Below are 26,346 nucleotides of genomic sequence, written 5' to 3' on the forward strand. Positions count from 1 at the left end.
CGTCGACCGTTCCGGACGCGTGCGGCCCCGAGGGCGCGCTCACTCTCCGGGCCACTTCGGGGCGCGCTTCTCGTTGAAGGCGGCGACGCCCTCGGCGCGGTCGCCGGAGAAGGCGGTGGCACGCCAGGCCGCGTCCTCGACCTCCAGGCCGGCTCGCAGGTCCAGGCCCTGCCCGAGGCGCAGGGCACGCTTGGCGTTGCGCAGGCCGACCGGGGAGTGCGCGGCCATGGCCGTCGCCAGCTCCAGGGCCTCCGCGCGGTCCTGCCCTTCCTCGGCCAGCCGGTCGACCAGTCCGAGGGCGAGGGCCTCCGCCCCGGCGACCCGGCGGGCGCTGAAGACCAACTCGGCCGCGCGGGCCGCACCCACCCGGCGCGGCAGGAGCTGCGTACCGCCCCCGCCCGGGATCACGCCCACGGAGACCTCGGGCAGCCCCACCACCGCCGTGGGGTCGGCGACGATCAGGTCGCAGGCCAGCGCCAGTTCGTAACCGCCCCCGAGGGCATACCCGTGGACCGCCGCGATGGTCGGCATCGGCAGCTCCAGCACCCCCGTGTAGGCGGCCCGCGCGGTGGGCCGCTGCCGGACCAGCTCGGCGTCGGTGAAGCGGTTGCGCTCCTTCAGATCGGCCCCCACGCAGAACGCCTTGGGGTGCGTGGAGGTCAGCACGGCGACCCGTACGTCCTGATCGCGCGCCAGCTCCTCGCAGGCGGCTGCCAGTTGACGCGCCAGGTCGGTGGAGACGGCGTTCATCGCCTCGGGGCGGTTCAGGGCCAGTTCTGCCACGTGGCCGTGGCGGGTGATCGTGAGGTGCTCTGCGGTCTGCGGCATGGCCTGCTCCTGGCTGAGGTTAACGATCGTTACCCCGATCCTAGCCAGCACCCCACACACCCCATAGAGCCCGGCCGGACAGAGCCCGGCCGGCGCTTGAGTCCATCAGGAACCGGCACCTGCGAACCGGACCGGACAACCCACCAGAGACCGGCGCCCGCGAACCGGACCGGGCAACCCACCACAGCCCGGCCGGCGCTTGAGGCCACCCCACGGCCACCACGGCCGGACGGGGGGTGACGAGGCCGATGGGCGTCCGCCCCGGGTCGGCGCAGGTGGAAACGACGCCCGCTCACCGCCCTCGCGGGGAGTTCAGTCCCGGCGCGTGAGCAGCCAGGGCTCGACCGCCCCGAGCCCCCGCACCGGCCGCTGATGCATCGGCTGCAGGGCGAACCGGTACTCCCCGGGCTCCTCCGCGGCAGCGGCCTCCGCCTCGGAGGCGGGCGCCTCCCCGGTCCGCACCAGTTCGGCGGCGAACGCGCTGTCCACCAGGATCGCGTTCTTGGGGGCGATGGAGGTGAGCCGGGAGGCGAGGTTCACGGTCGTCCCGAAGACATCGCCCATCCGGGTGGTGATGGTCCCGAAGGTCATCCCCACGCGCAGCTCGGGCATGCTCCCGTCGTTGGCCATGGTCTCGATCAGCAGCAGGGCGATCTCCGCGGCCGTCCCCGCGTCGTCCGCGGCGAAGAGCACCTCGTCCCCGAGGGTCTTGACCAGGCGCCCGCCCCGTGCGGCCACCAGGTCGGCCGCGGTGGTCTCGAACGCCTCGACCAGCTCCCCGAGCTCCTCCTCCTCCATGCGCCGGGTCAGCCGGGTGAAGCCGACGAGGTCCGCGAAGGCGACCGCGAACCGCCGGTCGACCATCTCCTCGTCGTCCGCCACCTGGATGACCCGCCCGGTGGAGGCGGCCAGCTGCCGCCGCCACACGTAGACGAGGAACTCCTCCAGCTCCGGCAGGAGCAGCTCGATCAGCGGATACGTGACCTCGGTCCGGGTCATCCCGGGCTCGGGCGGCTCGGTGAGCCCTTCCAGGAAGGAGTCGATCTGCCATTCGGCCAGCCGGGCCGTGGTCTGCCCGGTGGACCGGGCCACCTGGACGGCCATGGCCTCGCTGAGCAGCCCCGCCTCGACCAGACCGGCCAGTCGCCGCAGCGCCAGGACGTCCGCCTCGGTGAGGGCCTTGGCCTGCCCGATGTCGGCGAACCCCATGGCGCGCCAGAACCGGGACGCCAGCTCCATGGAGACCCCGGCGGCCCGGGCGGCCTGGAACGGCGTGTACCGGCGCTCCGCCCCGAGGATCAGCCCCTCGATCCGCAGGGCCAGCGGGTCCTGCTTGGGCTCGGTCTGCCCGCCGTCCTCCTGCGGCTCGCCACCGCGCTCGGACCGGTCGGGAAGATCGGGCAGACCACGCTCGGGGGCACCGGAGGCGGGCCCGCGCCCACCGCCCGGCGCGGCGCCGTCGGGGGCAGCGCTGTCGGACGCCCCGGCCCCGCCGCCGGTGTCCCGGCCGTGGGGACCGCGCGGCGTCCCGGTACCGGAACCCGTGTCGTCGACGGTCACTGCCAGCTGCCCTTCCGATCTGCGGCGGTCGCCTGTGGACCGGGCCCAACGATACGGCAGGTGTGCCGTGGCTCACTCCCCGCCGGAGCCCTCCGGGGGACCGTCCGGGCGCAGGTGGACGATGTCCCCGGCACCCACCGGACGCTGCACGCCGTCCCTGGTGGCGAGGACGAGCCGGCCCTCCGCGTCGAGGGCCACCGCCTCCCCGGTGAGCGCCTCCCCGCCCGGCAGCTCGGCCCGCACGGCACGGCCGAGGGTGACGCACCCCGCCGCGTACGCCGCCTGCACCCCGGAGGCGGCGGCGTCACCGCCCGCCTCCTGCCAGCGCCCGTACCACTCCTCCAGCGACCGCAGGACGGCCCGCAGCAGCGGGTCCCGGTCGGTGACGGCGGCCTGGGCGAGGCCGAGCGAGCCCGCGGTGGGGACGGGCAGCTCGTCGGCGCGGAGCGTGACGTTGATGCCGACGCCGATCACGATGCCGCCGCCCGCCATCTCCGCGAGGATGCCGCCCGCCTTCCGCTCCTCGTCGCCCACGGTGACCATGAGGTCGTTGGGCCACTTGAGTCCGGTGTCGACGCCCGCGATCCGGGAGACGGCCGAGGCGACGGCGACGCCGGTGAGCAGCGGCAGCCAGCCCCACTTCTCCACGGGCGCCGTGGGACGCAGCAGGACCGAGAAGAAGATCCCGGACCGGGCCGGAGCCGACCAGCGCCGGTCGAGGCGGCCGCGCCCGGAGAGCTGCTCCTCGGCCACGAGGACCGTGCCCTCGGGCAGCTCCGGGGCCCGGGCGGCGAGGTCGGCGTTGGTGGAGCCGGTCTCCTGGACCACGTCGAGGGAGGTCCAGAGTCCGCCGGGCCGCACGAGCGCACGCCGCAGCGCGGACTCGTGGAGCGGGGGCCTGCTGAGGTCGGACCAGGGAGCGGGGCCGTTACGCCCGGGGCGGTCGGTCGGTGTCATGGCTCTTAGCCTGCCCCTCGTCGGGCACTCCTGGCCAACGCCCGCACCCGGCCGGACCGGGCCGACGGGGGCTCCCGCGCCCCCGGCGTCCGCCGGCAGCCCTGCCCGGCGGGGTCCCTCGTCTCCCCCGGAATGCCCCTCTTCACTCCGTACGCAAGCGCACACGTGTGTGGCAAACACCGCACTGACGAAGCGGAGCGGCGCCGATACGCTACGGAACAGTAGCTCAGCGGCCTTGCGCCGTCCCGGCCTCCGGCAGCCGCCCTCACGGCGCCGGACGCCGACCGTCCACCCCTCGTGACCAGGCAGGGAGCCGCATCCCGATGTCCGCGCCGGAAAACGCCACCACACCGCCCAACCCCGAGCTGCACACCACCGCGGGCAAGCTCGCGGACCTGCAGCGCCGGATCGAGGAGGCCACGCACGCCGGTTCCGCGCGTGCGGTCGAGAAGCAGCACGCCAAGGGCAAACTGACGGCGCGTGAGCGCATCGGTCTCCTTCTCGACGAGGGCTCCTTCGTGGAGCTGGACGAGTTCGCCCGGCACCGCTCCACCAACTTCGGCCTGGAGGCGAACCGCCCCTACGGGGACGGCGTCGTGACGGGTTACGGCATGGTCGACGGCCGGCCCGTGGCGGTCTTCTCGCAGGACTTCACGGTCTTCGGCGGGGCGCTCGGCGAGGTCTTCGGACAGAAGATCATCAAGGTGATGGACTTCGCGCTGAAGAACGGCTGCCCGGTCATCGGCATCAACGACTCCGGCGGCGCGCGCATCCAGGAGGGCGTGAGCGCCCTCGGCATGTACGGCGAGATCTTCCGCCGCAACACCCACGCCTCCGGCGTGATCCCGCAGATCTCCCTGGTGGTGGGCCCGGCGGCGGGCGGCGCGGTCTACTCGCCGGCGATCACCGACTTCACGGTGATGGTCGACCAGACCTCGCACATGTTCATCACGGGCCCGGACGTCATCAAGACGGTCACCGGCGAGGACGTCGGCTTCGAGGAGCTGGGCGGCGCGCGGACCCACAACGCGACCTCGGGCGTCGCGCACCACATGGCGGGCGACGAGAAGGACGCCATCGAGTACGTCAAGTCCCTGCTGTCCTACCTGCCGTCGAACAACCTCAGCGAGGCCCCGGTCTTCGCCGAGGAGGCCGACCTGGAGATCAGCGACGAGGACCGCGAACTGGACGTCATCGTCCCGGACAGCGCCAACCAGCCGTACGAGATGCTGCGGGTCATCGAGCACGTGGTGGACGACGGGGAGTTCCTGGAGACGCAGGCCCTGTTCGCCCCGAACATCGTCACCGGCTTCGGCCGGGTCGAGGGCCACCCGGTGGGCGTCGTCGCCAACCAGCCGATGCAGTTCGCCGGCTGTCTGGACATCGACGCGAGCGAGAAGGCCGCCCGCTTCGTGCGGACCTGCGACGCCTTCAACATCCCGGTCCTGACCTTCGTCGACGTGCCGGGCTTCCTGCCGGGCGTCGACCAGGAGCACACCGGCATCATCCGCCGCGGCGCCAAGCTGATCTACGCCTACGCCGAGGCGACGGTGCCGCTGATCACCGTGATCACCCGCAAGGCGTTCGGCGGGGCGTACGACGTGATGGGCTCCAAGCACCTGGGCGCCGACCTCAACCTGGCCTGGCCGACGGCGCAGATCGCGGTGATGGGCGCGCAGGGCGCGGTCAACATCCTGCACCGCCGCACCCTGGCGCAGACCCCCGCCGAGGAGCTGGAGGCGGTCCGCACGCGCCTCATCCAGGAGTACGAGGAGGCGCTGCTCAACCCCTACACGGCGGCCGAGCGCGGCTACATCGACGCGGTGATCATGCCGTCCGACACCCGCAGCCACATCGTGCGCGGGCTGCGGCAGCTGCGCACCAAGCGGGAGAGCCTGCCGCCGAAGAAGCACGGCAACATCCCGCTCTGACGGATTCGGCACTGCCTGGAGGCCCGAGATGATGATCAAGGTGGTACGGGGCAACCCGACGCCGGAGGAACTGGCCGCCGCGCTCGCCGTGGTCCGGGCACGGGCCGCCTCCGCGCCCGGTTCCGACGAGGGGCCGCGCCCGCCCGAGGGCTGGTCCGACCCGGCGCGCGTCGCCCGGACCCGGATGCCGGCGCCCGGCCCGCGCTCGTGGGCGCGGACGTTCTGGCCGTCGTAGGCTCCGCCGCCCCGCGTGGGCGCGGCACCGGGCTCCCCGGTGGCCCGGGAGGCGCTTGAGTATCCGTACTCAAGCGCCTCCGGCGGGCGGAGCGGAGGATCGGATTCATGCTGTGGTCCGATTCCGTGGAACGTGAGGAAGAGGTGCCCCGCGCGGCCCGCGAGGCACAGGCGATGCTGCGCCGCGCGTGGGTGCTGCTGGCGGTGGCGGCGGTGGTCGTGATGTGTGTGCTGGGGCTTCGCTGACGAGGGCCCCGGGCGGGCGGTTAGGGTCGGGGGATGAGTAATCGTCGTGTGGTCCTGGCATCGGCCTCCCCCGCCCGTCTCGGTCTGCTGAGGCAGGCCGGGCTGGCGCCCGAGGTGATCGTCAGCGGGGTGGACGAGGACGCGCTGACCGCCGACTCCCCCGGCGCGCTGGCGCTGGTCCTGGCCGAGGCCAAGGCGGCCGCGGTGGCGCTCAGGCCCGAGGCGGCGGGCTCGGTCCTGATCGGCTGCGACTCGGTGCTGGACCTGGACGGGGTGGCGCTCGGCAAGCCGGCCGACGCCGAGGACGCGACGGCCCGCTGGAAGGCGATGCGGGGACGCGACGGCGTGCTGCGCACCGGCCATTGCGTGATCGACACGGCCAGCGGCCGCCGGGCCTCCGCCACCGCCTCCACCACGGTCCGTTTCGGCGAGCCCTCGGACGAGGAGATCGCCGCCTACGTGGCGAGCGGTGAACCGCTGCACGTGGCCGGGGCGTTCACCCTGGACGGCCGGTCGGCGCCGTTCATCGACGGCATCGACGGCGACCCCGGCAACGTGATCGGCCTCTCGCTGCCCCTGCTGCGCCGCCTCCTCACCGAACTCGACCTGGCGATCACCGACTTCTGGGAGTAGCGGACCCACCCCGAACCCCCGGCCCGGCCGCCCCCGGGCCGGAATCCACAGGCCACGCCACCACGGCCTCCACCGGACACCGTCAGTGACTCCACCCTGCCCCGGTACGCGACCGGACCGACGGGAGGGCGGAGAGTTCGGGCTGCCCGCGCTCGCCGGTTCCGGACCACCTGGTCCCTGAAGTCGGCTGGTTCCGCCGCAGGTTGCCGGGCCAGCGGCATCCGTGCCGCGAGGAAAGAGGGCGACGGCCACCGCCGCCGGAACGAGACTGCGCACCGAACCTCCAGAGTCGTGCATCACGCTGTCGATTACGGAGAGTAGTCATCGCAAGCGTGATCGACCAGCCCTGAGACCCTCGTTCGCTCGAATGGGGGATATGCGGACAACGGCGCGTAGATGCCCCGAGAAGCGGACAGGACTTCCTCGCACACGAGTTCAGGCCGTACGGCGGCGCGAGGGGTACGCGGAGCGGGCCGGGCGGGCCGCACGCGGGAAGAAGAGGGGGGAGGGGCGGCTCATGACGCGGGACGGCTCAACAGGCCCCATGCGCCTCGGACTAGGAGGCGGCGGGCTTCGGCCCCGGCTCCCCGGGGAACGACTCCTGCTTCTGCGTCCGCTCCTCGCCCTGCTCGGAGCCCGCGCCCTGCTGCGCCTCCGGCTTCTGCGGCCGACCGCCCGGTCCGTAAGCCACCAGCGTGAAGACGATGAGCGCGAGCACCACCATCAGTACGGCGAAGGCTTCCCAGCCGACCAGGCCGACGGTGAGGGCGCCGAGGACCCCGTGGACGACGGCGACCACGACCAGCAGGATGCGGGCGAAGCGTGCCGGGGCGCGGTCGCGCACGCCGACGAGCAGCAGCACCAGACCGCAGCCGGCGAGGAAGACCGCCGAGAAGATGCCGAAGCCGAGCGCCCCGCCGGACATCATCGCCGGGTCGAGCCCGTCGAGGGACATCGACTGGTTCTCCACCACGATGCCGACCGTCATCAGCAACATGAAGACGCCGAACGCCTCCGCGAACAGCACGACTCCCGCCGCGACCGCCGCCACTCTCCGTACCACCGCGCCACCCCCTGCTCCGTCCGGCCGGGCGGCCGGAACCTCGGCCCGCGCGCCAGCCCGGTCGGGTGCGTCGGCGGGGCGCCGCACACGGTTACCCGCAGTACGGCGACAGCGCGAACGCTACTTACCGGTAAACCCCCGGACAAGACTCCTGCGACACTCCGCCGGACCGCAAAGAAATCCCACGCCCTTCGTAGGGATTCCACAAAGAACGGGGAGCGCGGGACGCGTCCGGCCACAGAGACCTTGACCACACCGGGGACCTGCTGCCTCTTGAGGATTCCCCGCGTACCTTGGTGCGACAAGGGATGCAGCCACCTTCGTGAGCCTCGGATCACACTCCGTGTGGGCAAGCTCACCTCTGGGGACGGGTCGTGGAGCCGTGTGGGCAGTCCCTAAACTCAGCTTGTTTCAAGGAGGGAGCCATCGTGCGCAAGGTGCTCATCGCCAACCGAGGCGAAATCGCTGTCCGCGTTGCCAGGGCCTGCCGGGACGCGGGGATCGAGAGCGTAGCCGTCTACGCCGACCCGGACCGGGACGCGCTGCACGTCCGCGCGGCCGACGAGGCGTTCGCCCTGGGCGGTGACACGCCCGCGGCCAGCTATCTGGACATCGCCAAGGTGCTCCAGGCCGCCGCGGACTCCGGTGCGGACGCGATCCACCCCGGCTACGGGTTCCTCTCCGAGAACGCGGAGTTCGCGCAGGCGGTCCTCGACGCGGGGCTGACCTGGATCGGTCCCCCGCCGCAGGCCATCCGCGACCTCGGCGACAAGGTGGCGGCCCGTCACATCGCGCAGCGCGCCGGTGCTCCGCTGGTCGCCGGCACCCCGGACCCGGTCTCCGGTTCCGACGAGGTGGTGGCCTTCGCCGAGGAGCACGGCCTGCCCATCGCCATCAAGGCGGCGTTCGGCGGCGGCGGCCGCGGACTGAAGGTGGCCCGCACCCTCGAAGAGGTGCCGGAGCTGTACGACTCGGCCGTGCGTGAGGCCGTCGCGGCCTTCGGCCGGGGCGAGTGCTTCGTCGAGCGCTACCTGGACAAGCCGCGCCACGTCGAGACGCAGTGCCTGGCCGACCAGCACGGCAACGTCGTCGTCGTCTCCACCCGTGACTGCTCGCTCCAGCGCCGCCACCAGAAGCTGGTCGAGGAGGCGCCCGCGCCCTTCCTGAGCGAGGCTCAGGTCGAGCAGCTGTACTCGGCGTCCAAGGCCATCCTCAAGGAAGCCGGTTACGTCGGCGCGGGCACCGTCGAGTTCCTCGTCGGCAACGACGGCACGATCTCCTTCCTGGAGGTCAACACCCGCCTCCAGGTGGAGCACCCGGTCACCGAGGAGGTCGCGGGGATCGACCTGGTCCGCGAGATGTTCCGGATCGCCGACGGCGAGGAGCTGGGCTACGGGGACCCCGTGCTGCGCGGCCACTCCTTCGAGTTCCGCATCAACGGCGAGGACCCGGGCCGGGGCTTCCTGCCCGCGCCCGGCACCGTCACCGTCTTCGACGCCCCGACGGGCCCCGGTGTCCGCCTGGACGCCGGTGTGGAGTCGGGCAGCGTGATCGGCCCGGCCTGGGACTCCCTGCTGGCCAAGCTCATCGTCACCGGCGCCACTCGCCAGCAGGCGCTCCAGCGCGCCGCCCGCGCGCTGGCGGAGTTCAACGTCGAGGGCATGGCGACGGCGATCCCGTTCCACCGCGCGGTCGTCGCCGACCCGGCCTTCGCACCCGAACTCACCGGCTCCAGCGACCCGTTCACCGTCCACACCCGGTGGATCGAGACCGAGTTCGTCAACGAGATCAAGCCGTTCGACGCTCCCGCCGACGGTGACGCCGAGGACGAGTCCGGTCGCGAGACGGTCGTGGTGGAGGTCGGCGGCAAGCGCCTGGAGGTCTCCCTCCCGTCCTCGCTGGGCATGTCCCTGGCCCGTACCGGCCTGGCCGCCGGGGCCAAGCCGAAGCGCCGCGCCGCCAAGAAGTCCGGCCCGGCCGCCTCCGGCGACAGCCTCGCCTCGCCCATGCAGGGCACCATCGTCAAGATCGCGGTGGAGGAGGGCCAGGAGGTCAAGGAGGGCGACCTCGTCGTCGTGCTGGAGGCCATGAAGATGGAGCAGCCGCTGAACGCCCACCGTTCCGGCACCGTCAAGGGCCTGGCCGCTGAGGTCGGCGCCTCGATCACCTCGGGCGCCGTCATCTGCGAGATCAAGGACTGACCGGCTGACCAGGCCGTACGGCGACAGGCCCTTCACGCGAGCACCGCGTGAAGGGCCTGTTCCCTTCTCCGGTTCGCGCAGACCCCGCCCCTCCACCCGGGCCCTCGTCCGGCCGCGACGGGTGGGCCGCCGATGTCCGCGCCATGGAGAAAGCGTGAACTCCCTTTCACAGGGCAGATGTTGCACGTTCCGCGCACGGGGCGCGCCGTTCTCGCCGGAGTACCGGTGACGGTGCCGGCCCGCCGCGCCGCGTACCTCCCTGACGTAAGGACGGACCAGCCGTGAAGCAGAGACCGGATCGTGGGGCCCGCTGGGGACGCCTGCTCGCCGTGACCGTGGTGGGGGCGCTGGCCCTGTTCGGGCCGGGCTCGGCCACCGCGGGGGCCGCCGGAGCAACGGCGGAGCAGCCCGGCACGACCGAACTGCCCTACGCGTACCACTCCGACCTGGAGACGGACGCGCGGCACCAGCGTCTGTACATCTCGGACCGGGTCACCGGCTCCGTGCTCGTCACCGACTTCGACGGGCAGGTGGTCCGCAAGCTCGACGGGCTGCCCGGCGCCGCCGACCTGGCCCTGTCGAAGGACAACCGCACCCTGTACGTCGCCCTGGCCGACGGGGACGCCGTCGTCGCCCTCGACACGGCCACGTACCGGCAGAAGGCGCGGTACCCCACCGGCGAGGGGACGGGGCCCGCGCAACTCGCGCTGACCGGCGGGAAGCTGTGGTTCAGCCACGGCGAGAACTGGGAGAGCAGCATCGGCTCGCTGGACCTCGGCGGATCGAAGCCGGTCGTCCGCCTGAACCTCACGCCCGAGGGGTACTGGGGCGGGCCGCCGCGGCTGACCGCCTCCCCCGCCGCGCCGGGCAAGCTCGTCGCGGGCGAGCAGTACATGAGCAACGCGGGCGTCACGGTGTACGACGTCGGTTCCGGGACGCCGAAGCCGCTGGTCGCCCAGGACAATCCGGGGGACCTCGGCGCTCTGACCGGGCTGGCTCTGACACCGGACGGCAAGAGCCTGCTGGCCACGGGCGGTTACCCGTACCACCACCTCTCGCTGGACCTCGACTCCCTGGAGGTCGACCACATCTACCCGACGGTGGCGTACCCCACCGCGTCGGCGGTGTCGGCCCGGGGCGCGGTGGCGGCCGGGGTCAACAACAGCTGGGGTGAGGACGTCTACCTGTTCCGGCAGGGCGAGTCCGAGCCCTACCGCGTGGTCGACTTCGACCCCGGCACCGGCTCCTACCTGCGGCCCAACGGACTGGCCTGGTCGCCGGACGGCACCCGGCTGTTCGCCGTCACCGGCACCGACGGCCCGCACCTCTCGCTGCGCGTCGTGACCGCGGCCGACCCGCGCTGACCCGGCGGCGGGTCCGGCCCCTCACCGGCACGGCCGGTACCGAGGAGCCGGGCCCGTCCGCGGCCCCCGCGCCTACGCGCTGTCGCCCCGCCGCCGCTCGGTCCGGTGGTCGTACAGGGCCCAGGCGGCCACCGCGCCCACGCCCACCACCACGACCACCACGACCGCCACGAGGCACGCGGTCCCCGAAGTCAGCGCCGCGACACCGGCCATGAGCAGTCCCCCACCCACCAGGATGAGCCGGCTCCTCAGGTACAGCCCCGGCGGCTGCGGTGCCGGGCCGCCCCGGGCCCGCCCGGCACAGGCCGGTCCCGGAGCGGCCCGTCCCCCCACGCCCCCATGGCATCCTGAAGGAGCAGCGAGGGGCGGCCGAGCCCCACCCCGGGAGGGAAACCCATGCCGACCGAAACGGACCAGCGCCCCCTGCGCGCCGACGCGCGGCGCAACCGTGAGCGCCTGCTCGTCGAGGCCCGGCGCGCCTTCGCGGCGCACGGCACGGACACCTCGCTGGAGGAGATCGCGCGCCGCGCGGGCGTCGGCATCGGCACCCTCTACCGCCACTTCCCGCACCGCGAGGCCCTGCTCAGCGCGGTCTTCGCCGATGCCGTGGGAGAGCTGCTGGAGCGGGCGCGGGTGTTGCTGGAGGCGGAGCGTCCGTGTGCGGCGCTGGTGGAGTGGCTCCGTTCACTGATCACTCATGCGAGTGAGTACCAGGGGCTCTCCGGGGCGCTCATGTCGGCCTCCAGCGGGACCGGTTCGGAGCTGTCGCGGTGCAGCGACCCGATGCGGGACGCCGGTGCGGCGCTGCTGGGCCGCGCCCAGGAGGCGGGGGTGGTGCGCCCGGACATCTCCATCGGCGACCTGCTCCAGCTGACCAACGCCATCGCGCTGGCGGCCGAGGCCACCCCGGACGAGCCGGAGCTGGCCGACCGCCTGCTCTCCCTCACCCTGCGCGGCATCCGCCCGGACTGACCGGCCCCGGCCGGCCCGGGGCCGCGCGGCGGCTCACCTCCGCCGCAGGTCCGCCATCCTTCCGCGCTCCCCCAGTTGCTGTTCCCCGAGGGACCCCGGGCCCGCACCGCCGCGCAGCTGCGGTCCGCCCGGGGGCGGCGCTCCGTGGACGGTGCGGCGCTGGCCGGGCAGGGGCGCCTCGCGGCGTACCCCGCCGCCGGACCGGCCGCCGCCCGCGGGCGGCGGCGGGGGCGCCTCGGCGGGCGGCTGGTGGGAACCGGCCAGGGAGATCTGCACCCCCTGGTCGGCGAGGGCCTGGAGTTCGCCGGCGGCGCGCTCCTCGTGGGCCGGCGGCTCGTCGGTGACCAGCCGGGTGATGAGGTCGGTGGGGACCGTCTGGAACATGGTGTCGCTGCCGAGCTTGGTGTGGTCGGCGAGGACGACGACTTCGGCGGCGGCCTGGACGAGGGCCCGGTCGACGCTGGCGGAGAGCATGTTCGAGGTGGACAGGCCGCGTTCGGCGGTCAGCCCGGTGCCGGAAAGGAAGGCGCGGGAGACCCGCAGCCCCTGGAGGGACTGTTCGGCCCCGCTGCCGACCAGGGCGTAGTTGGAGCCGCGCAGGGTGCCGCCGGTCATGACGACCTCCACCCGGTTGGCATGGGCGAGGGCCTGGGCGACCAGCAGCGAGTTGGTGACGACGGTCAGGCCGGGGACCCGGGCGAGGCGTCGGGCCAGCTCCTGGGTGGTCGTACCGGCGCCGACGACCACGGCTTCCCCCTCGCCGACCAGTCCGGCGGCGAGGTCGGCGATGGCGGTCTTCTCCGCCGAGGCGAGGTGGGATTTCTGCGGGAACCCGGATTCGCGGGTGAAACCTCCCGGGAGTACGGCGCCGCCGTGGCGGCGGTCGAGGAGTCCTTCCGCCTCCAGCGCCCGCACGTCCCGCCGTACGGTCACTTCGGAGGTCTGGACGACGCGGGCGAGCTCCCGGAGCGAGACGGCTCCGTTGGCGCGCACCATTTCGAGGATCAATTGGCGACGTTCTGCAGCGAACACGGAACTGACAGTAATGCCAACGACCGTCTGCTTTCAGCACTTTGCGCCGGATAACAGAAATTGTTCGCACCGGGTCCGCCGAGGTGGTATATGCGACTGGCCCACCCCGGAAGCACCTGCGGAGCTGCCTGCGGGCACCCGGGAACCCTGGGCCCCACTGAGCAGAAACGCTCCCGCACACCCCACTCCTGACCTGCGCGGGCGCCCCGGAAACGCCGGGACCCCGGCGGCCGGGTGCGGCTGCCGGGGTGCGGGGTGCGGGGTGCGGGGGCGTCAGGAGTCGGAGGCGAGCTTCCGGGTGTGGAGCTGGCGGGCCACCTCGGCGATCGAACCCGAGAGCGAGGGGTAGACCGTGAAGGTGTTGGCGATCTGCTCGACGGTCAGATTGTTGTCGACCGCGATCGAGATCGGGTGGATCAGTTCCGAGGCGCGCGGCGCCACCACGACACCGCCGACCACGATCCCGGTGCCCGGACGGCAGAAGAGCTTCACGAAGCCGTCCCGGATGCCCTGCATCTTGGCGCGCGGGTTGCGCAGCAGCGGCAGCTTGACGACGCGGGCGTCTATCACGCCCTTGTCGACGTCGGCCTGGCTGTAGCCGACGGTGGCGATCTCGGGGTCGGTGAAGATGTTGCCGGAGACCGTCTTCAGGTCGAGCGGCGCCACCGCGTCGCCGAGGAAGTGGTACATGGCGATCCGGCCCTGCATGGCGGCGACCGAGGCCAGCGCGAAGACGCCGGTCACGTCACCGGCCGCGTAGACGCCGGGGGCGGAGGTGCGGGAGACCTTGTCGGTCCAGATGTGGCCGGACTCCTTGAGGCGGACGCCCGCCTCCTCCAGGCCCATCCCCTGGCTGTTGGGGACGGCGCCGACCGCCATCAGGCAGTGGCTGCCGGAGATGACCCGGCCGTCGGCGAGGGTGACCTCGACGCGGTCGCCGACCCGCTTGGCGGACTGGGCGCGGGAGCGGGCCATGACGTTCATGCCGCGGCGGCGGAAGACGTCCTCCAGGACGGCGGCGGCGTCCGGGTCCTCGCCGGGGAGCACCCGGTCGCGGCTGGAGACCAGCGTGACCCGGGAACCGAGTGCCTGGTACGCCCCGGCGAACTCGGCGCCGGTGACGCCGGAGCCGACCACGATCAGCTCCTCGGGGAGCTCGTCGAGGTCGTAGACCTGGGTCCAGTTGAGGATGCGTTCGCCGTCGGGCTGGGCGTCGGGCAGCTCACGGGGGTGGCCGCCGGTCGCCAGCAGCACCGCGTCGGCGGTCAGCCGCTCCTCGGTGCCGTCGGCGGCGGTCACCACGACGGTGCGCGAACCGTCGGTCTGCTGCTGGCCCTCCAGCCGGCCCCGGCCGCGCAGCACCCGCGCGCCGGCCCGGGTGACCGAGGCGGTGATGTCGTGGGACTGGGCGAGCGCGAGGCGCTTCACCCGTCGGTTGACCTTGCCGAGGTCGACGCCGACCACCCGGGCGGGTGAGTCGATGTGCGGGGTGTCGTCGGCCACGATGATGCCCAGCTCCTCGTAGGAGGAGTCGAAGGTCGTCATCACCTCGGCCGTGGCGATGAGGGTCTTGGACGGGACGCAGTCGGTCAGCACCGACGCCCCGCCCAGGCCGTCGCAGTCGACGACGGTCACCTCCGCGCCGAGCTGTGCGGCCACCAGCGCCGCCTCGTAGCCGCCAGGTCCGCCACCGATGATCACGATCCGAGTCACGTACTCCATTGTCCCGCACGCCTCGGGGAGCGACGCCCCGGGGCCCTCCGTCCGGGGTGCCGGGGGCGTCGCGCCGCTCCGAGCTGTGGTTCCGTAACCCCCGGACACCCGCCGCTCCTGCCGTACCCTCGGAACCATGTCGCTCTTCGCCGCCTACGCCGGCACCCTCGACGCGCGGCTCATGTCCCGCCGCGCCCCGCACTCCCCGCTACGCGCCACCGGGTGGCTCAACGGGTGGCGGCTCACCTTCGGCGGCGAGCACCTGGGCTGGGAAGGGGCGCTCGCCACCATCGTGGAGGCGCCGCGCTCGCAGGTCTTCGTGGCGCTGTACGACATCGCGCCGATGGACGAGGACGCGATGGACCGGTGGGAGGGCGTGGGCATGGACATCTACCGCCGGATGCGGGTCCGGGTGGACACCCTGGACGCCACCGAGCCGGCCTGGGTCTACGTCCTCAACGGCTACGAGGGCGGCCTGCCCTCCGCCCGCTACCTCGGCGAGATCGCGGACGCCGCCGAGTCCGCCGGCGCCCCGCACGACTACGTGATGGAACTGCGCAAACGACCCTGCTGACCAGCGAAGGGCCCCTGGCTGGTCCGTACCTGAATCACCCCCGCCGTCTACGCGCGTAGGCACTGAGCGGCTACGCTCTCCCCCGTGAACGCATCTGCCATCCCCGGACATCTGCCCAGCGACCCGTACACCGCCGCGAACGACGCGGCCGCCACGCTGCGCGCGCTGACCGGTGCCGAGACCCACGACGTCGCCCTGGTGATGGGCTCGGGCTGGCTGCCCGCGGCCGACCAGCTGGGCCCGGCGGACCACGAGTTCCCCGTCACCGAGCTGCCGGGCTTCCCGCCGCCGGCCGTCGAGGGCCACGCCGGCACCGTCCGCTCCCAGCTCATCGAGGGCCGCCGCGCCCTGGTCTTCCTCGGCCGCACCCACTTCTACGAGGGCCGGGGCGTCGCCGCGGTCGTGCACGGGGTGCGGACGGCGGTCGCCGCCGGCTGCAAGACCATCGTGCTGACCAACGGCTGCGGCGGCCTGCGCGAGGGCATGACCCCCGGCCAGCCGGTCCTCATCAGCGACCACCTGAACCTCACCGCCTCCTCCCCGGTCGTCGGCGCCAACTTCATCGACCTGACCGACCTGTACTCGCCGCGGCTGCGCGCCCTGTGCAAGGAGATCGACCCGAGCCTGGAGGAGGGCGTCTACGCCCAGTTCACCGGGCCGCACTACGAGACGCCCGCCGAGATCCGGATGGCCCGCACCCTCGGCGCCGACCTGGTCGGCATGTCGACCGCGCTGGAGTCCATCGCCGCCCGTGAGGCCGGGGCCGAGGTGCTGGGCATCTCCCTGGTCACCAACCTCGCCGCCGGCATGACCGGCCAGCCGCTGAGCCACGAGGAGGTGCTCCAGGCCGGCCGCGACTCCGCCACCCGGATGGGAGCGCTCCTGCGCCAGGTCCTCGGCCGCGTCTGACAGCCCCGCGCCCCGCCCGTCCGCCGTCCCGCCCGCAGAGAGGCACCGCATGTCCGCCCCGTCCGACGACCTGAACCGGCGGGCCGCCGCCTGGCTCGCCGAGGACCCCGATCCCGAGACCCGCGCGGAACTGGCCGCCCTGATCAAGGCCGCCGAGACCGATCCGGCGCCGCTGGCCGAACGGTTCGCGGGGACGCTGACCTTCGGCACGGCCGGGCTCCGCGGGGAGCTGGGCGCGGGCCCGACCCGGATGAACCGGGCCGTGGTGATCCGGGCCGCCGCCGGACTCGCCGCCTACCTGCGGGACACCGGGCAGGCCGGGGCGGGCCCGGTCGTCGTCGGCTACGACGCGCGGCACAACTCCGCGCGGTTCGCCCGGGACACCGCCGAGGTGATGGCGGGGGCGGGGCTCACCGCCCTGCTCCTGCCCCGCCCGCTGCCCACCCCGGTCCTCGCCTTCGCCGTCCGGCACCTGGGCGCGGTCGCGGGCGTCGAGGTGACGGCCAGCCACAACCCGCCCCGGGACAACGGCTACAAGGTCTACCTCGGCGACGGCAGCCAGATCGTGGAGCCCGCCGACCGCGAGATCGCGGCCCGGATCGCGGCGATCGGCGCGCTGGACTCCGTACCGCGCACCGAGGGCGGCGGCACGGTGCTCGACGAGGCGGTGGTCGAGGCGTACCTGGACCGGGCCGCCGGTGTCCTCGCCCCCGGTTCCGCCCGGTCGGCGACCACCGTCCACACCGCGCTGCACGGCGTGGGCGCGGCGCCGCTGGCGGCCGCCTTCGCACGGGCCGGGTTCCCGGCGCCGGTGGCGGTGGCCGAGCAGGCCGAGCCGGACCCGGACTTCCCCACCGTGGCCTTCCCCAACCCGGAGGAGCCCGGCGCCATGGACCTGGCGCTCGCCACGGCCCGCCGCCACTCCCCCGACCTGGTCCTCGCCAACGACCCGGACGCCGACCGGCTCGCCGCCGCCGTCCCGGACGAGGCGGCCGAGGGCGGCTGGCGGATGCTGCGCGGCGACGAGACGGGCGCGCTGCTCGCCGCCCACCTGGTCCGCCGGGGACTGCCGAAGGGCGGGGTGCTCGCCACCTCGATCGTCTCCTCCTCGCTGCTCTCGCGGATCGCGGAGGCGGCGGGCGCCGGGTACGCGGAGACGCTGACCGGCTTCAAGTGGATCTCCCGCGCCGAGGGCCTGGCCTTCGGCTACGAGGAGGCGCTCGGCTACTGCGTCGACCCGGACGGCGTCCGCGACAAGGACGGCATCACGGCGGCGCTCCTCCTGACCGAGCTGGCCTCGGAGCTGAAGGAGGAGGGCCGGACCCTGCTCGACCTGCTGGACGAACTGGCCGTCCGCCACGGCGTCCACGCCACCTCGCAGCTGTCGGTCCGGGTGGAGGACCTCTCCGTCATCGCCGACGCCATGGAGCGGCTGCGCTCGGCCCCGCCGGAACGCCTCGGCGGCCTGCCGGTGGTCCGGACCGAGGACCTGGGCGCGGGCGCGGGCGGGCTGCCGCCCACCGACGGCCTGCGGTACACGCTGGACGGCGCCCGCGTCGTGGTCCGCCCCAGCGGCACCGAGCCCAAGCTCAAGTGCTACCTGGAGGCGGTCGTCCCGGTCGGCGGCCCGGAGGGGCTGCCCGAGGCGCGGGCCGCCGCCGCCCGCACCCTGGCCGCCGTCGAGACGGACCTCGCCGAGGCCGCCGGACTCTGACCGTCCGCTTCGTACGTACGACTCCGCCGCCCTCCCCCTCGGGGACGGGCGGCGGAGTCGTACGCGCGGACGGGCGGGCCCGAGGCCGGGTTCAGCCGGTCGCGACCAGTACCACCAGGGCGATCGCGCCCACGGCGGCCGGCGCGATGATCTCGAACGCCCAGCGCACCACGGCCGGACCCTGCGCGCCCGGCGCGGCGGCGCGGCGCTCGGCGATCTCGCGCAGGTCCTCGACGGCCTGGTCGGAGTCGCTGCGGGTCGGCTGGGCGACGGTGGTCGGGGTGGCCCCGTGCGGGTCGGCCACGGCGTCGCGCATCTGGGCACGGGCGGCCTTCTTGCGGGCGCGGAGCGAGACCGGGAGCGCCCAGAGCTGGTAGGTGCGGCCGTCGCTGCGGACCTCGTTGGTGAAGCCGGAGCGCAGTTCGGCCACGGCGGCCCAGGGCAGCGTGACGGTGCGGAAGGGGTTGCGGACGGTGAGGCGGTCCTCGTCGGAGACGACGGCGGGGCGCAGCGTGTAGGCGACGACCAGCGGGACCAGCAGCACCAGGGCCGCCAGGGCCAGCCACGGGGTGCGCCCGCTGCCGCGCCAGATCGCGTCGACGCCGAACCAGGCGCCGAGTGCCAGCAACAGGGCGCCGGCCACCAGGGAGGCGGTGGACCGGTAGGTTCTCGGCTCCGGTGCGGAGGACTGCGGGGTGCTCATGAGTGCGATTCTGCCCCACCGGCCACCGCGGCCCGCAGCACAGGCCCCGGACGGCGGCGTCCGCGCCGAGGGCCACAGGCGCGTACGGAGGGGCACGGACCGCGGCAGGAATGCCCGCCTTGCACGCGGTACGGGGCTGCGTGACGCTGGGAAGAGGCTGCACGACGAGGCCGGTGACCCCGCTCGGCGGACCGGCATCACGTCCGAAGCGGCCGGCCCCGCGTCTCCCACGGCACAGATCACCGTCGGGAACCTCCGTCGGCCCGGCCGGCGCCGGGCGGAGAGAGCGCCCGCCGGTCGCGCGGTGGCGGACCGCGGCACACAGAGCCCACCCCACTCCGGAGGGACAGTCATGAGCACGGTAACCGCCTCGGATGGTACCGAGATCTTCTACAAGGACTGGGGGCCGCGCGACGGACAGCCGGTCGTCTTCCACCACGGCTGGCCGCTCAGCTCCGACGACTGGGACTCCCAGTTGCTCTACTTCCTCGGCCAGGGCTTCCGCGTCATCGCCCACGACCGCCGCGGACACGGCCGCTCCGGCCAGCCGTCCGGCGGGCACGACATGGACACCTACGCCGCCGACGTGGCCACGCTGACCGACGCCCTCGATCTCAAGGACGCCGTGCACATCGGGCACTCCACCGGCGGCGGCGAGGTGGCCCGCTACGTCGCGCGGGCGAAGCCGGGCCGGGTGGCGAAGGCCGTCCTGGTCAGCGCGGTCCCGCCGGTGATGGTCAAGAAGGAGAGCAACCCGGAAGGCACCCCGATCGAGGTCTTCGACGGCTTCCGCGCCTCCCTGGCCGCCAACCGCGCCCAGTTCTACATCGAGGTGGCCGAGGGCCCGTTCTACGGCTTCAACCGGCCGGACGCCGAGGTGTCCCAGGGGCTGATCGACCGCTGGTGGGCGCTGGGCATGTCGGGCGCCGCCAACGCGCACTACGAGTGCATCAAGGCGTTCTCGGAGACCGACTTCACCGAGGACCTCCGGCAGATCGAGGTTCCGGTGCTGGTCATGCACGGGACGGACGACCAGGTGGTGCCCTACGCGGACGCGGGACCGAAGTCCGCGGCCCTGCTGCCCGACGGCACCCTCAAGAGCTACGAGGGCTTCCCGCACGGAATGCTGTCGACCCGCCCCGAGGTGCTCAACCCTGACCTCCTCGCCTTCATCCGCTCCTAGCTTCCCGCTCCGCCTCAGGAGGAGTGGCCGACGGAGGGACGCCCCGCGCGGGCGCCCCTCCGCCCACCCGCGCACGCCCTCGCGGCGACCGCGCCCCCACTCTGCCGCCCCTGCGGCTGTACACCGTCCTACGCGCGTAGATATGCTCACCGGCGTGAGTATGTCCAGGAAGGAACTCAAGAGTGAGTTCGGCGACGTGACCGCCACGGAGACCGGCCTCCGCCGGTTCCTGCACGGGCTGCCCGGCGTCGACCCGGTAGGACTGGAGACCCGCGCCGCCGCGCTCGGGACCAGGTCCATCAAGACCACGGCCAAGGCGTACGCCTTGGACCTGGCGATCTCCATGATCGACCTGACCACGCTGGAGGGGTCGGACACGGCGGGGAAGGTGCGGGCGCTCGGCGCCAAGGCCGTCCTGCCCGATCCGTCCGACCGCTCGACGCCGCAGACCGCCGCCGTCTGCGTCTACCCCGACATGGTGGCCACCGCCAAGGCCGCCGTCGCCGGTTCGCCGGTGAAGGTCGCCTCGGTGGCGACCGGCTTCCCGGCCGGGCGGGTCACGCTCGACGTGAAGCTGGCCGACACCCGCGAGGCGGTCGCGGCCGGCGCCGACGAGATCGACATGGTGATCGACCGGGGCGCGTTCCTCGCGGGGAACTACGGCAAGGTCCACGAGGAGATCACCGCCGTCAAGGAGGCCGCGGGCGACGCCCGGCTGAAGGTCATCTTCGAGACCGGCGAACTCTCCACGTACGACAACATCCGCCGTGCCTCGTGGCTGTCGATGCTGGCCGGCGCCGACTTCATCAAGACCTCGACCGGCAAGGTCGGCGTCAACGCCACCCCCGCCAACACCCTGCTGATGCTCCAGGCCGTCCGCGACTTCCGCGACCGGACCGGCGTCCAGATCGGGGTGAAGCCCGCGGGCGGCATCCGTACGGCCAAGGACGCCGTGAAGTTCCTGGTGCTGGTGAACGAGACGGCGGGCCCGGACTGGCTGGACAGCCACTGGTTCCGCTTCGGCGCCTCCAGCCTCCTCGGCGACCTGCTGATGCAGCGCCAGAAGCTCCGTACCGGCCGGTACTCCGGCCCCGACTACGTCACGGTGGACTGAGATGGCCGAGATGAGCGAGACGACATCCGGCGCGGCCAAGGACGCCTTCGGCGGTCCCTTCCTCTACGCCCCCGCCCCCGAGTCCCGCGCGGTGGTGGACCTCGCCCCCTCCTACGGGCTCTTCATCGACGGCGAGTTCACCGAGGCGGCCGACGGGCAGGTCTTCAAGACCCTCTCCCCCTCGACCGAGGAGGTCCTCTCCGAGGTGGCCCGCGCGGGCGCCGAGGACGTGGACCGCGCGGTGAAGGCGGCCCGCCGGGCCTTCGGCCCCTGGTCGGCGCTGCCCGGCGCCGAGCGCGCCAAGTACCTCTTCCGGATCGCCCGGATCATCCAGGAGCGCAGCCGCGAACTGGCCGTCCTGGAGACCCTGGACAACGGCAAGCCGATCAAGGAGACCCGCGACAGCGACCTCCCGCTGGTCGCCGCGCACTTCTTCTACTACGCGGGCTGGGCCGACAAGCTGGCCCACGCCGGCTTCGGCCCCGACCCGCGCCCGCTCGGTGTGGCCGCGCAGGTCATCCCGTGGAACTTCCCGCTCCTCATGCTGGCGTGGAAGATCGCCCCGGCGCTGGCGGCGGGCAACACCGTCGTGCTGAAGCCGGCCGAGACGACGCCGCTCTCGGCGCTCTTCTTCGCCGACATCTGCCGCAGCGCGGGCCTGCCCAAGGGCGTCGTCAACATCCTCCCCGGCTACGGCGACGCGGGCGCGGCCCTGACCGCCCACCCGGACGTCGACAAGGTCGCCTTCACCGGCTCGACCGCCGTCGGCAAGGAGATCGCCCGCACGGTCGCGGGCACCCGCAAGAAGCTCACCCTGGAGCTGGGCGGCAAGGGCGCCAACATCGTCTTCGACGACGCCCCGCTCGACCAGGCCGTCGAGGGCATCGTCAGCGGCATCTTCTTCAACCAGGGCCAGGTCTGCTGCGCCGGTTCGCGCCTGCTGGTCCAGGAGTCGGTGGCCGAGGAGGTGGTGGACGCCCTCAAGCGGCGGCTGACCACGCTGCGCCTCGGCGACCCGCTGGACAAGAACACCGACATCGGCGCGATCAACTCCGCCGAGCAGCTGGCCCGCATCACCGAGCTGACCGACGCGGGCGAGGCCGAGGGCGCCGAGCGCTGGAGCGCCCCCTGCGAGCTGCCGTCCACCGGCCACTGGTTCGCGCCGACCGTCTTCACCCAGGTCACCCAGGCCCACCGGATCGCCCGTGAGGAGATCTTCGGCCCGGTCCTGTCGGTGCTGACCTTCCGCACCCCGGCCGAGGCGGTCGCCAAGGCCAACAACACGCCGTACGGCCTCTCCGCCGGCATCTGGTCGGAGAAGGGCTCGCGCATCCTCGCGGTCGCCGAGAAGCTGCGCGCGGGCGTGGTGTGGGCCAACTCGTTCAACAAGTTCGACCCCACGTCGCCCTTCGGCGGCTACAAGGAGTCGGGCCACGGCCGCGAGGGCGGCCGGCACGGTCTGGAGGCGTACCTCGATGTCCGATAAGCCGGAGCCGACGGTGCGGCTCTCCGTGTTCAAGACCTACAAGCTGTACGTCGGGGGGAAGTTCCCCCGCAGCGAGAGCGGCCGGGTGTACGAGGTGACCGACTCCAAGGACCGTCCGCTCGCCAACGCCCCGCAGGGCTCCCGCAAGGACGCCCGGGACGCGGTGGTCGCCGCCCGCAAGGCGTTCGGCGGCTGGTCGGGCGCGACCGCGTACAACCGGGGCCAGGTCCTGTACCGGGTCGCGGAGATGCTGGAGGGCCGCGCGGACCAGTTCACCCGCGAGGTCGCCGAGGCCGAGGGGCTCTCCCGCGCCAAGGCCGCCGCCCAGGTGTCGGCCGCCGTCGACCGCTGGGTCTGGTACGCCGGGTGGACCGACAAGATCGCCCAGGTCGCGGGCGGCGCCAACCCGGTCGCGGGCCCCTTCTTCAACCTCTCCTCGCCCGAGCCGACCGGGGTCGTCGCCGTCCTCGCCCCGCAGCGCTCCTCGCTGCTCGGCCTGGTCTCGGTGCTCGCCCCCGTGCTCGCCACCGGCTGCACCGCCGTGGTGGTTGCCTCCGAGGACCGGCCGCTGCCCGCGCTGACCCTCGGCGAGGTCCTGGCCACCTCGGACGTCCCCGGCGGCGCGGTCAACATCCTCAGCGGCCGCACCGCCGAACTGGCGGCCCCGCTCGCCGCCCACCAGGACGTCAACGCGATCGACCTGACCGGCGCCCCGGCCGAACTCGCCGTGGAGCTGGAGCGGGCCGCCGCCGACAACCTCAAGCGCGTGCTGCGCCCGGCCGACGCCGAGGGCGACGGCGAGGACTTCACCGCCGACCCCGGCATCCGCCGCCTGACCCCGTTCCTGGAGACCAAGACGGTCTGGCACCCCACGGGTTCGCTGGGCGTCTCCGGCTCGGCGTACTGACGCGCGGACGCACCACGGGTACGACGACGGGCGGGGCGGGGTCGCACAGACCCCGCCCCGCCCGCGTACGTGCGTACTCCTCGCGCGTCCTCCTCCCGGCTCAGCCCGGCAGGAGCCCCGCGACCTGGCCGACCACCGGCAGGTCGGTGAGCGAGCCGCCGTTGGCGAGCGACCCGGTGACCGCCTCGGTGGAGATGGGCTGGAAGTCGGCGACCTGGGTGCCGACGGTGTTGTCCAGCGGGTCGGTCCCGGTGCCCGCCAGGGGGTTGATCTGGAGGTTCTTCACCGGGCCGAGGCTGTGCGTGGTCGCCGAGTCGAGCGAGCCGGCGGCGATGCCGACGGCGCCGGTGACGGCGGACAGGGTCTCGCCGGTCGCGGCGCCCGGCTGCTCCTCGGCGGCCTGGGCGGTGGCCGCCCCGGCGGTCAGCGCGGCGCCCAGCGCGCCGAGGGTGAGGCCGGCGCGGAGCAGGGCGCGCGGGGCGGTCGGTCGGGAGGGTGCTGCGTGTCGTGCCATGGTGCGCCACCTGAGGGGAAGTTGCGGACAACTGTGAGCATGCGGACACCCAGCGTAATTCAGGCGTGACGTGCGTTCCAAAGGCCGCCCCGGAAGGTGAACCCTTCGGGTGGATGCCGCACACTGTTCTCCCGTGAGCAGCCTCAGTCCGATACCGACCCGCGTGGTCCTGCTGACCGGTCCCTCCGGTTCCGGCAAGACCTCGCTCGCCGCCCACTCCGGCCTGCCGGTGCTGGCACTCGACGACTTCTACAAGGAGACCGGCGACCCCACGCTGCCGCTGCTCCCCGCCACGGGCGAGACCGACTGGGACTCCCCGCTCGCCTGGGACTCCGACGCGGCCCTCGACGCCATCGAGTCCCTCTGCCGCCGGGGCCGCGCACGCGTCCCGGTCTACGACATCGGGGCCAGCGCCCGCGTCGGCGCGTCGACCCTGGACATCGACCGCACCCCGCTCTTCATCGCCGAGGGCATCTTCGCGGCCGACCTGGTGGAACGCTGCCGCGAACGGGGCCTGCTCGCCGACGCCCTCTGCCTGCGCGGCCACCCCACCACCACCTTCCGGCGCCGCCTCGCCCGCGACCTCCGCGAGGCCCGCAAGCCCCTCCCGGTCCTCCTCCGCCGGGGCTGGCGCCTCCTGCGCGCCGAACGCGCCATCATCGCCCGCCAGTCCGCCCTCGGCGCCCACCCCTGCACCCGCGAAGAGGCCCTCTGCCGCCTGGCCGCAGCGGCGGCGGGGCGCCATGTGACGGCACGGGGGACGGGGGACCGCCCGGTGGCGGGATCGGAGGCGACCCGCTAGCCGGCGTCCAGGGCGCGGCGGGCGGTGTGGATGACGCGGTGGGCCTCGGCCCCGTGAACGGCTGACGCGTGCAAGGTGTGCCAGACCCTCCTGTAGAGGGTGACGTTGTCCGCGTCGTCCAGCCACATCTCGGCGTGCCAGTCCTCGGCGACCACCAGACGGTCGTCGAAGACCCAGAACCCGTTGGCGGGCACGATCTTGACCGAGGCGCTGAACGGGACGACCCCCAGCTCCACCGTGTCCATCCCGATCATCCCGGCGAGTCGGTCGAGCTGCGCGGCCAGCACGGAAGGCGGGCAGATCAGTGACCGCAGCGCGGCTTCCCACACCAGGACGTACAGCTTCCGACCAGGCCGGTACAGCCACTCCTGCCGCCGCACCCGCGAGAGCACAGCCGCCTCGACGTCGCTGGCCCCGCCCAGCAGCTCCGCATACCGCTGGATGACGTGACGGGCGTACTCGGGGGTCTGGAGGAGCCCGGGGATGACGGACTCCTCCCAGATCCACATCTCGGAAGCCCGATCGATCTCGGCACTCAGTCCCTCGTGCATCGGCTTGAAACCGTTGGCGAGCGCGCGACGCCACGACCTGATGTGCGATTCGAACCCCGCCAGCCGCGCGGCCAGCTCGGCGTATGCCTCTGGTTGCCCGGTGGCGTCCGCCCACGCCCGCAGATCCTCGGGAGTGGCCGTCTGCCTGCCGTGCTCCAACTTGCTGACCTTGGAGCCCGCCCACCCGAGGCGCAGGGCGAGCTGCTGACCGGTGAGCCGACCACCAGGGCAGGTGAAACGGAGTTCGCGCAGCCGCACTCCGAGGGCCACCCTGGCTTGCTGGTAGTCGGTGCTCACCGGTCACACGTCATTCGGTCGCGGCGAACTGGCCGAACGGAACGGCGTGGTGCCTCGCCGCGTCACGGACGGTGGCGTACCGCACGACCTCGGCCGGTTCGGTGATCAGCTCGATGTTCACGATGGTGTCGGCATCGTCGAAGTGCAGCAGCGCAACCAGGCGTGAGTCGAAGATCCAGAAGTCCTCGGCGGGCAGCCCAGCCGCGTCCTCGCGCCACAGGTACCGGATGTCCTCGCCGACTGCCGCGTTGTACCGGGAGTAGTCGAGCAGGAACCGCTGCCCCGTCGTCATCGGCTTGTCGGCGATACGCACCCGGCCGACCGTCTTGCCCCCCTCGGTCTGTGCCTTGATGTTGACGAACCAGGGCTCGTTCAGGTCGCAGGGGGCGGAGCCGGTGGCCAGGAACTCCTGGTAGTCCGGGTCCTCGCGGTCCGAGGCGTAACCGCCCCGCGTCTCCAGCCGCCAGGCGGTGTGCTGGAAGGTCTCGAAGAGGCGACGGAACGCCTCCCGGTCCACCATCTCGGGCACTCGCTCCCTCTCCTTCGGTCCCCAGTTCACCAGCAGTTCGCGCGGCACTGCCACGGCTGCCTCACCCGCCCCCAAGTGCCGGAGCTGCGCCAGGTCTTCCGGGTCGGTGACGGGTGCGCCCTGGACGATGACCTCTCCGGTGCCCTCGTCGGTGTGCAGGGCGGGGCATCCGTCGACCTTGCTGTCCGTGCCGATGAAGCGCAGCTTACGAGCCATGAGCGCTCTCCGTTCCATGGATGGGGACCAACAGCTTGGCCAGGCCCCACCCCCAACACCACAGATACCGGGCGAACCGAAGAGAAAACACCGGCAATTACCCGCCCTGTCGA

Annotated in this window: 26 protein-coding genes; 15 read left to right on the top strand and 11 right to left on the bottom strand. The window is 73.2% G+C overall.

The features are described from left to right. Positions 1–39: 39 nt before the first annotated feature. From IF45_RS0100085 to IF45_RS0100095, 3 genes are all read right to left on the bottom strand, one after another. A complete protein-coding gene (locus tag IF45_RS0100085; protein WP_030304717.1) occupies positions 40–828 on the bottom strand; it encodes an enoyl-CoA hydratase/isomerase family protein in 789 nt (262 codons plus the stop codon). Positions 829–1,140: 312 nt separating this feature from the next. Beyond that, entirely contained in the window at positions 1,141–2,388 is a 1,248-nt protein-coding gene (locus tag IF45_RS0100090; protein ID WP_008411107.1) for an adenylate/guanylate cyclase domain-containing protein, read from the bottom strand. Positions 2,389–2,460: 72 nt separating this feature from the next. Further along, entirely contained in the window at positions 2,461–3,345 is an 885-nt protein-coding gene (locus tag IF45_RS0100095) for a biotin--[acetyl-CoA-carboxylase] ligase (RefSeq protein ID WP_003948348.1), read from the bottom strand. A gap of 323 nt (positions 3,346–3,668) precedes the next feature. On the opposite strand from IF45_RS0100095, the gene IF45_RS0100100 reads away from it, so the two are divergent. The 4 genes from IF45_RS0100100 (at position 3,669) to IF45_RS0100115 (ending at position 6,389) form a co-directional block, all read left to right on the top strand. Further along, positions 3,669–5,276 carry an acyl-CoA carboxylase subunit beta gene (locus IF45_RS0100100; protein WP_018894341.1) on the top strand — a complete coding sequence of 536 codons (1,608 nt, stop codon included), beginning with the start codon at positions 3,669–3,671 and terminating at the stop codon, positions 5,274–5,276. Between the two features lie 31 nt (positions 5,277–5,307). Continuing rightward, positions 5,308–5,511 (top strand): acyl-CoA carboxylase subunit epsilon, encoded by a 204-nt coding sequence (locus IF45_RS0100105; protein ID WP_030304721.1) that lies wholly within the window; start codon positions 5,308–5,310, stop codon positions 5,509–5,511. A gap of 107 nt (positions 5,512–5,618) precedes the next feature. Next, complete coding sequence (gene mmpB, locus IF45_RS33210; RefSeq protein ID WP_003948351.1) at positions 5,619–5,756, top strand: morphogenic membrane protein MmpB; 138 nt, start codon at positions 5,619–5,621, stop codon at positions 5,754–5,756. Between the two features lie 33 nt (positions 5,757–5,789). Further along, positions 5,790–6,389, top strand: coding sequence for a Maf family protein (locus IF45_RS0100115; protein WP_008411115.1), 600 nt, complete (start codon positions 5,790–5,792; stop codon positions 6,387–6,389). A 556-nt stretch (positions 6,390–6,945) separates the two neighbouring features. On the opposite strand, the gene IF45_RS0100120 is transcribed toward IF45_RS0100115, so the two are convergent. Continuing rightward, positions 6,946–7,452: a hypothetical protein gene (locus IF45_RS0100120; protein WP_008411117.1), complete on the bottom strand. Its 507-nt coding sequence runs from the start codon at positions 7,450–7,452 to the stop codon at positions 6,946–6,948. A gap of 428 nt (positions 7,453–7,880) precedes the next feature. On the opposite strand from IF45_RS0100120, the gene IF45_RS0100125 reads away from it, so the two are divergent. Further along, entirely contained in the window at positions 7,881–9,653 is a 1,773-nt protein-coding gene (locus IF45_RS0100125) for an acetyl/propionyl/methylcrotonyl-CoA carboxylase subunit alpha (protein WP_003948354.1), read from the top strand. A gap of 281 nt (positions 9,654–9,934) precedes the next feature. Next, positions 9,935–11,017, top strand: a complete 1,083-nt coding sequence (locus IF45_RS0100130; protein WP_051720654.1) for a YncE family protein — start codon at positions 9,935–9,937, stop codon at positions 11,015–11,017. Between the two features lie 72 nt (positions 11,018–11,089). On the opposite strand, the gene IF45_RS33070 is transcribed toward IF45_RS0100130, so the two are convergent. Then, complete coding sequence (locus tag IF45_RS33070) at positions 11,090–11,248, bottom strand: hypothetical protein (RefSeq protein ID WP_157846479.1); 159 nt, start codon at positions 11,246–11,248, stop codon at positions 11,090–11,092. 165 nt (positions 11,249–11,413) lie between these two features. Between IF45_RS33070 and IF45_RS0100140 the strand changes: the two genes are divergently transcribed. Next, positions 11,414–11,989: a TetR/AcrR family transcriptional regulator gene (locus tag IF45_RS0100140; protein WP_008411123.1), complete on the top strand. Its 576-nt coding sequence runs from the start codon at positions 11,414–11,416 to the stop codon at positions 11,987–11,989. Between the two features lie 33 nt (positions 11,990–12,022). On the opposite strand, the gene IF45_RS0100145 is transcribed toward IF45_RS0100140, so the two are convergent. Together IF45_RS0100145 and IF45_RS0100150 are read right to left on the bottom strand one after the other, a co-directional pair. Next, a complete protein-coding gene (locus IF45_RS0100145) occupies positions 12,023–12,985 on the bottom strand; it encodes a DeoR/GlpR family DNA-binding transcription regulator (protein WP_008411125.1) in 963 nt (320 codons plus the stop codon). A 309-nt stretch (positions 12,986–13,294) separates the two neighbouring features. Beyond that, entirely contained in the window at positions 13,295–14,743 is a 1,449-nt protein-coding gene (locus IF45_RS0100150; protein WP_008411127.1) for an NAD(P)H-quinone dehydrogenase, read from the bottom strand. 127 nt (positions 14,744–14,870) lie between these two features. On the opposite strand from IF45_RS0100150, the gene IF45_RS0100155 reads away from it, so the two are divergent. From IF45_RS0100155 to IF45_RS0100165, 3 genes are all read left to right on the top strand, one after another. Further along, positions 14,871–15,308, top strand: a complete 438-nt coding sequence (locus IF45_RS0100155) for a gamma-glutamylcyclotransferase family protein (RefSeq protein ID WP_003948359.1) — start codon at positions 14,871–14,873, stop codon at positions 15,306–15,308. An 84-nt stretch (positions 15,309–15,392) separates the two neighbouring features. Beyond that, the gene (locus IF45_RS0100160; RefSeq protein WP_003948360.1) at positions 15,393–16,217 is read left to right on the top strand and encodes a purine-nucleoside phosphorylase; all 825 of its coding nucleotides are present in this window, start codon (positions 15,393–15,395) and stop codon (positions 16,215–16,217) included. 49 nt (positions 16,218–16,266) lie between these two features. Beyond that, positions 16,267–17,931, top strand: a complete 1,665-nt coding sequence (locus IF45_RS0100165; RefSeq protein WP_030304726.1) for a phospho-sugar mutase — start codon at positions 16,267–16,269, stop codon at positions 17,929–17,931. A gap of 91 nt (positions 17,932–18,022) precedes the next feature. On the opposite strand, the gene IF45_RS0100170 is transcribed toward IF45_RS0100165, so the two are convergent. Beyond that, a complete protein-coding gene (locus IF45_RS0100170) occupies positions 18,023–18,634 on the bottom strand; it encodes a PH domain-containing protein (RefSeq protein ID WP_030304727.1) in 612 nt (203 codons plus the stop codon). A gap of 352 nt (positions 18,635–18,986) precedes the next feature. On the opposite strand from IF45_RS0100170, the gene IF45_RS0100175 reads away from it, so the two are divergent. The 4 genes from IF45_RS0100175 to IF45_RS0100190 all read left to right on the top strand — a co-directional run bounded on the left by IF45_RS0100175 (position 18,987) and on the right by IF45_RS0100190 (position 23,324). After that, positions 18,987–19,817, top strand: a complete 831-nt coding sequence (locus tag IF45_RS0100175) for an alpha/beta fold hydrolase (RefSeq protein WP_003948363.1) — start codon at positions 18,987–18,989, stop codon at positions 19,815–19,817. 160 nt (positions 19,818–19,977) lie between these two features. Next, positions 19,978–20,931 (top strand): deoxyribose-phosphate aldolase, encoded by a 954-nt coding sequence (deoC, locus tag IF45_RS0100180; RefSeq protein ID WP_030304729.1) that lies wholly within the window; start codon positions 19,978–19,980, stop codon positions 20,929–20,931. Positions 20,932–20,941: 10 nt separating this feature from the next. Next, positions 20,942–22,417: an aldehyde dehydrogenase family protein gene (locus tag IF45_RS0100185; protein ID WP_107048024.1), complete on the top strand. Its 1,476-nt coding sequence runs from the start codon at positions 20,942–20,944 to the stop codon at positions 22,415–22,417. Then, positions 22,407–23,324, top strand: coding sequence for an aldehyde dehydrogenase family protein (locus tag IF45_RS0100190; protein WP_030304731.1), 918 nt, complete (start codon positions 22,407–22,409; stop codon positions 23,322–23,324). The genes IF45_RS0100185 and IF45_RS0100190 overlap by 11 nt, the downstream gene beginning before the upstream one ends. A gap of 100 nt (positions 23,325–23,424) precedes the next feature. Here IF45_RS0100190 and IF45_RS0100195 read toward each other — a convergent pair whose 3' ends face one another. Next, positions 23,425–23,838 (bottom strand): hypothetical protein, encoded by a 414-nt coding sequence (locus IF45_RS0100195; protein ID WP_008403673.1) that lies wholly within the window; start codon positions 23,836–23,838, stop codon positions 23,425–23,427. A 133-nt stretch (positions 23,839–23,971) separates the two neighbouring features. Between IF45_RS0100195 and IF45_RS0100200 the strand changes: the two genes are divergently transcribed. Beyond that, the gene (locus IF45_RS0100200) at positions 23,972–24,640 is read left to right on the top strand and encodes a uridine kinase family protein (RefSeq protein WP_030304732.1); all 669 of its coding nucleotides are present in this window, start codon (positions 23,972–23,974) and stop codon (positions 24,638–24,640) included. On the opposite strand, the gene IF45_RS0100205 is transcribed toward IF45_RS0100200, so the two are convergent. Further along, positions 24,637–25,488 (bottom strand): helix-turn-helix domain-containing protein, encoded by an 852-nt coding sequence (locus tag IF45_RS0100205; protein ID WP_030304738.1) that lies wholly within the window; start codon positions 25,486–25,488, stop codon positions 24,637–24,639. The genes IF45_RS0100200 and IF45_RS0100205 overlap by 4 nt on opposite strands. A gap of 10 nt (positions 25,489–25,498) precedes the next feature. Then, a complete protein-coding gene (locus IF45_RS0100210) occupies positions 25,499–26,233 on the bottom strand; it encodes a DUF6879 family protein (RefSeq protein WP_030304739.1) in 735 nt (244 codons plus the stop codon). Positions 26,234–26,346: the final 113 nt, after the last annotated feature.

Source organism: Streptomyces albidoflavus (assembly GCF_000719955.1).
GTDB lineage: Bacteria > Actinomycetota > Actinomycetes > Streptomycetales > Streptomycetaceae > Streptomyces > Streptomyces albidoflavus.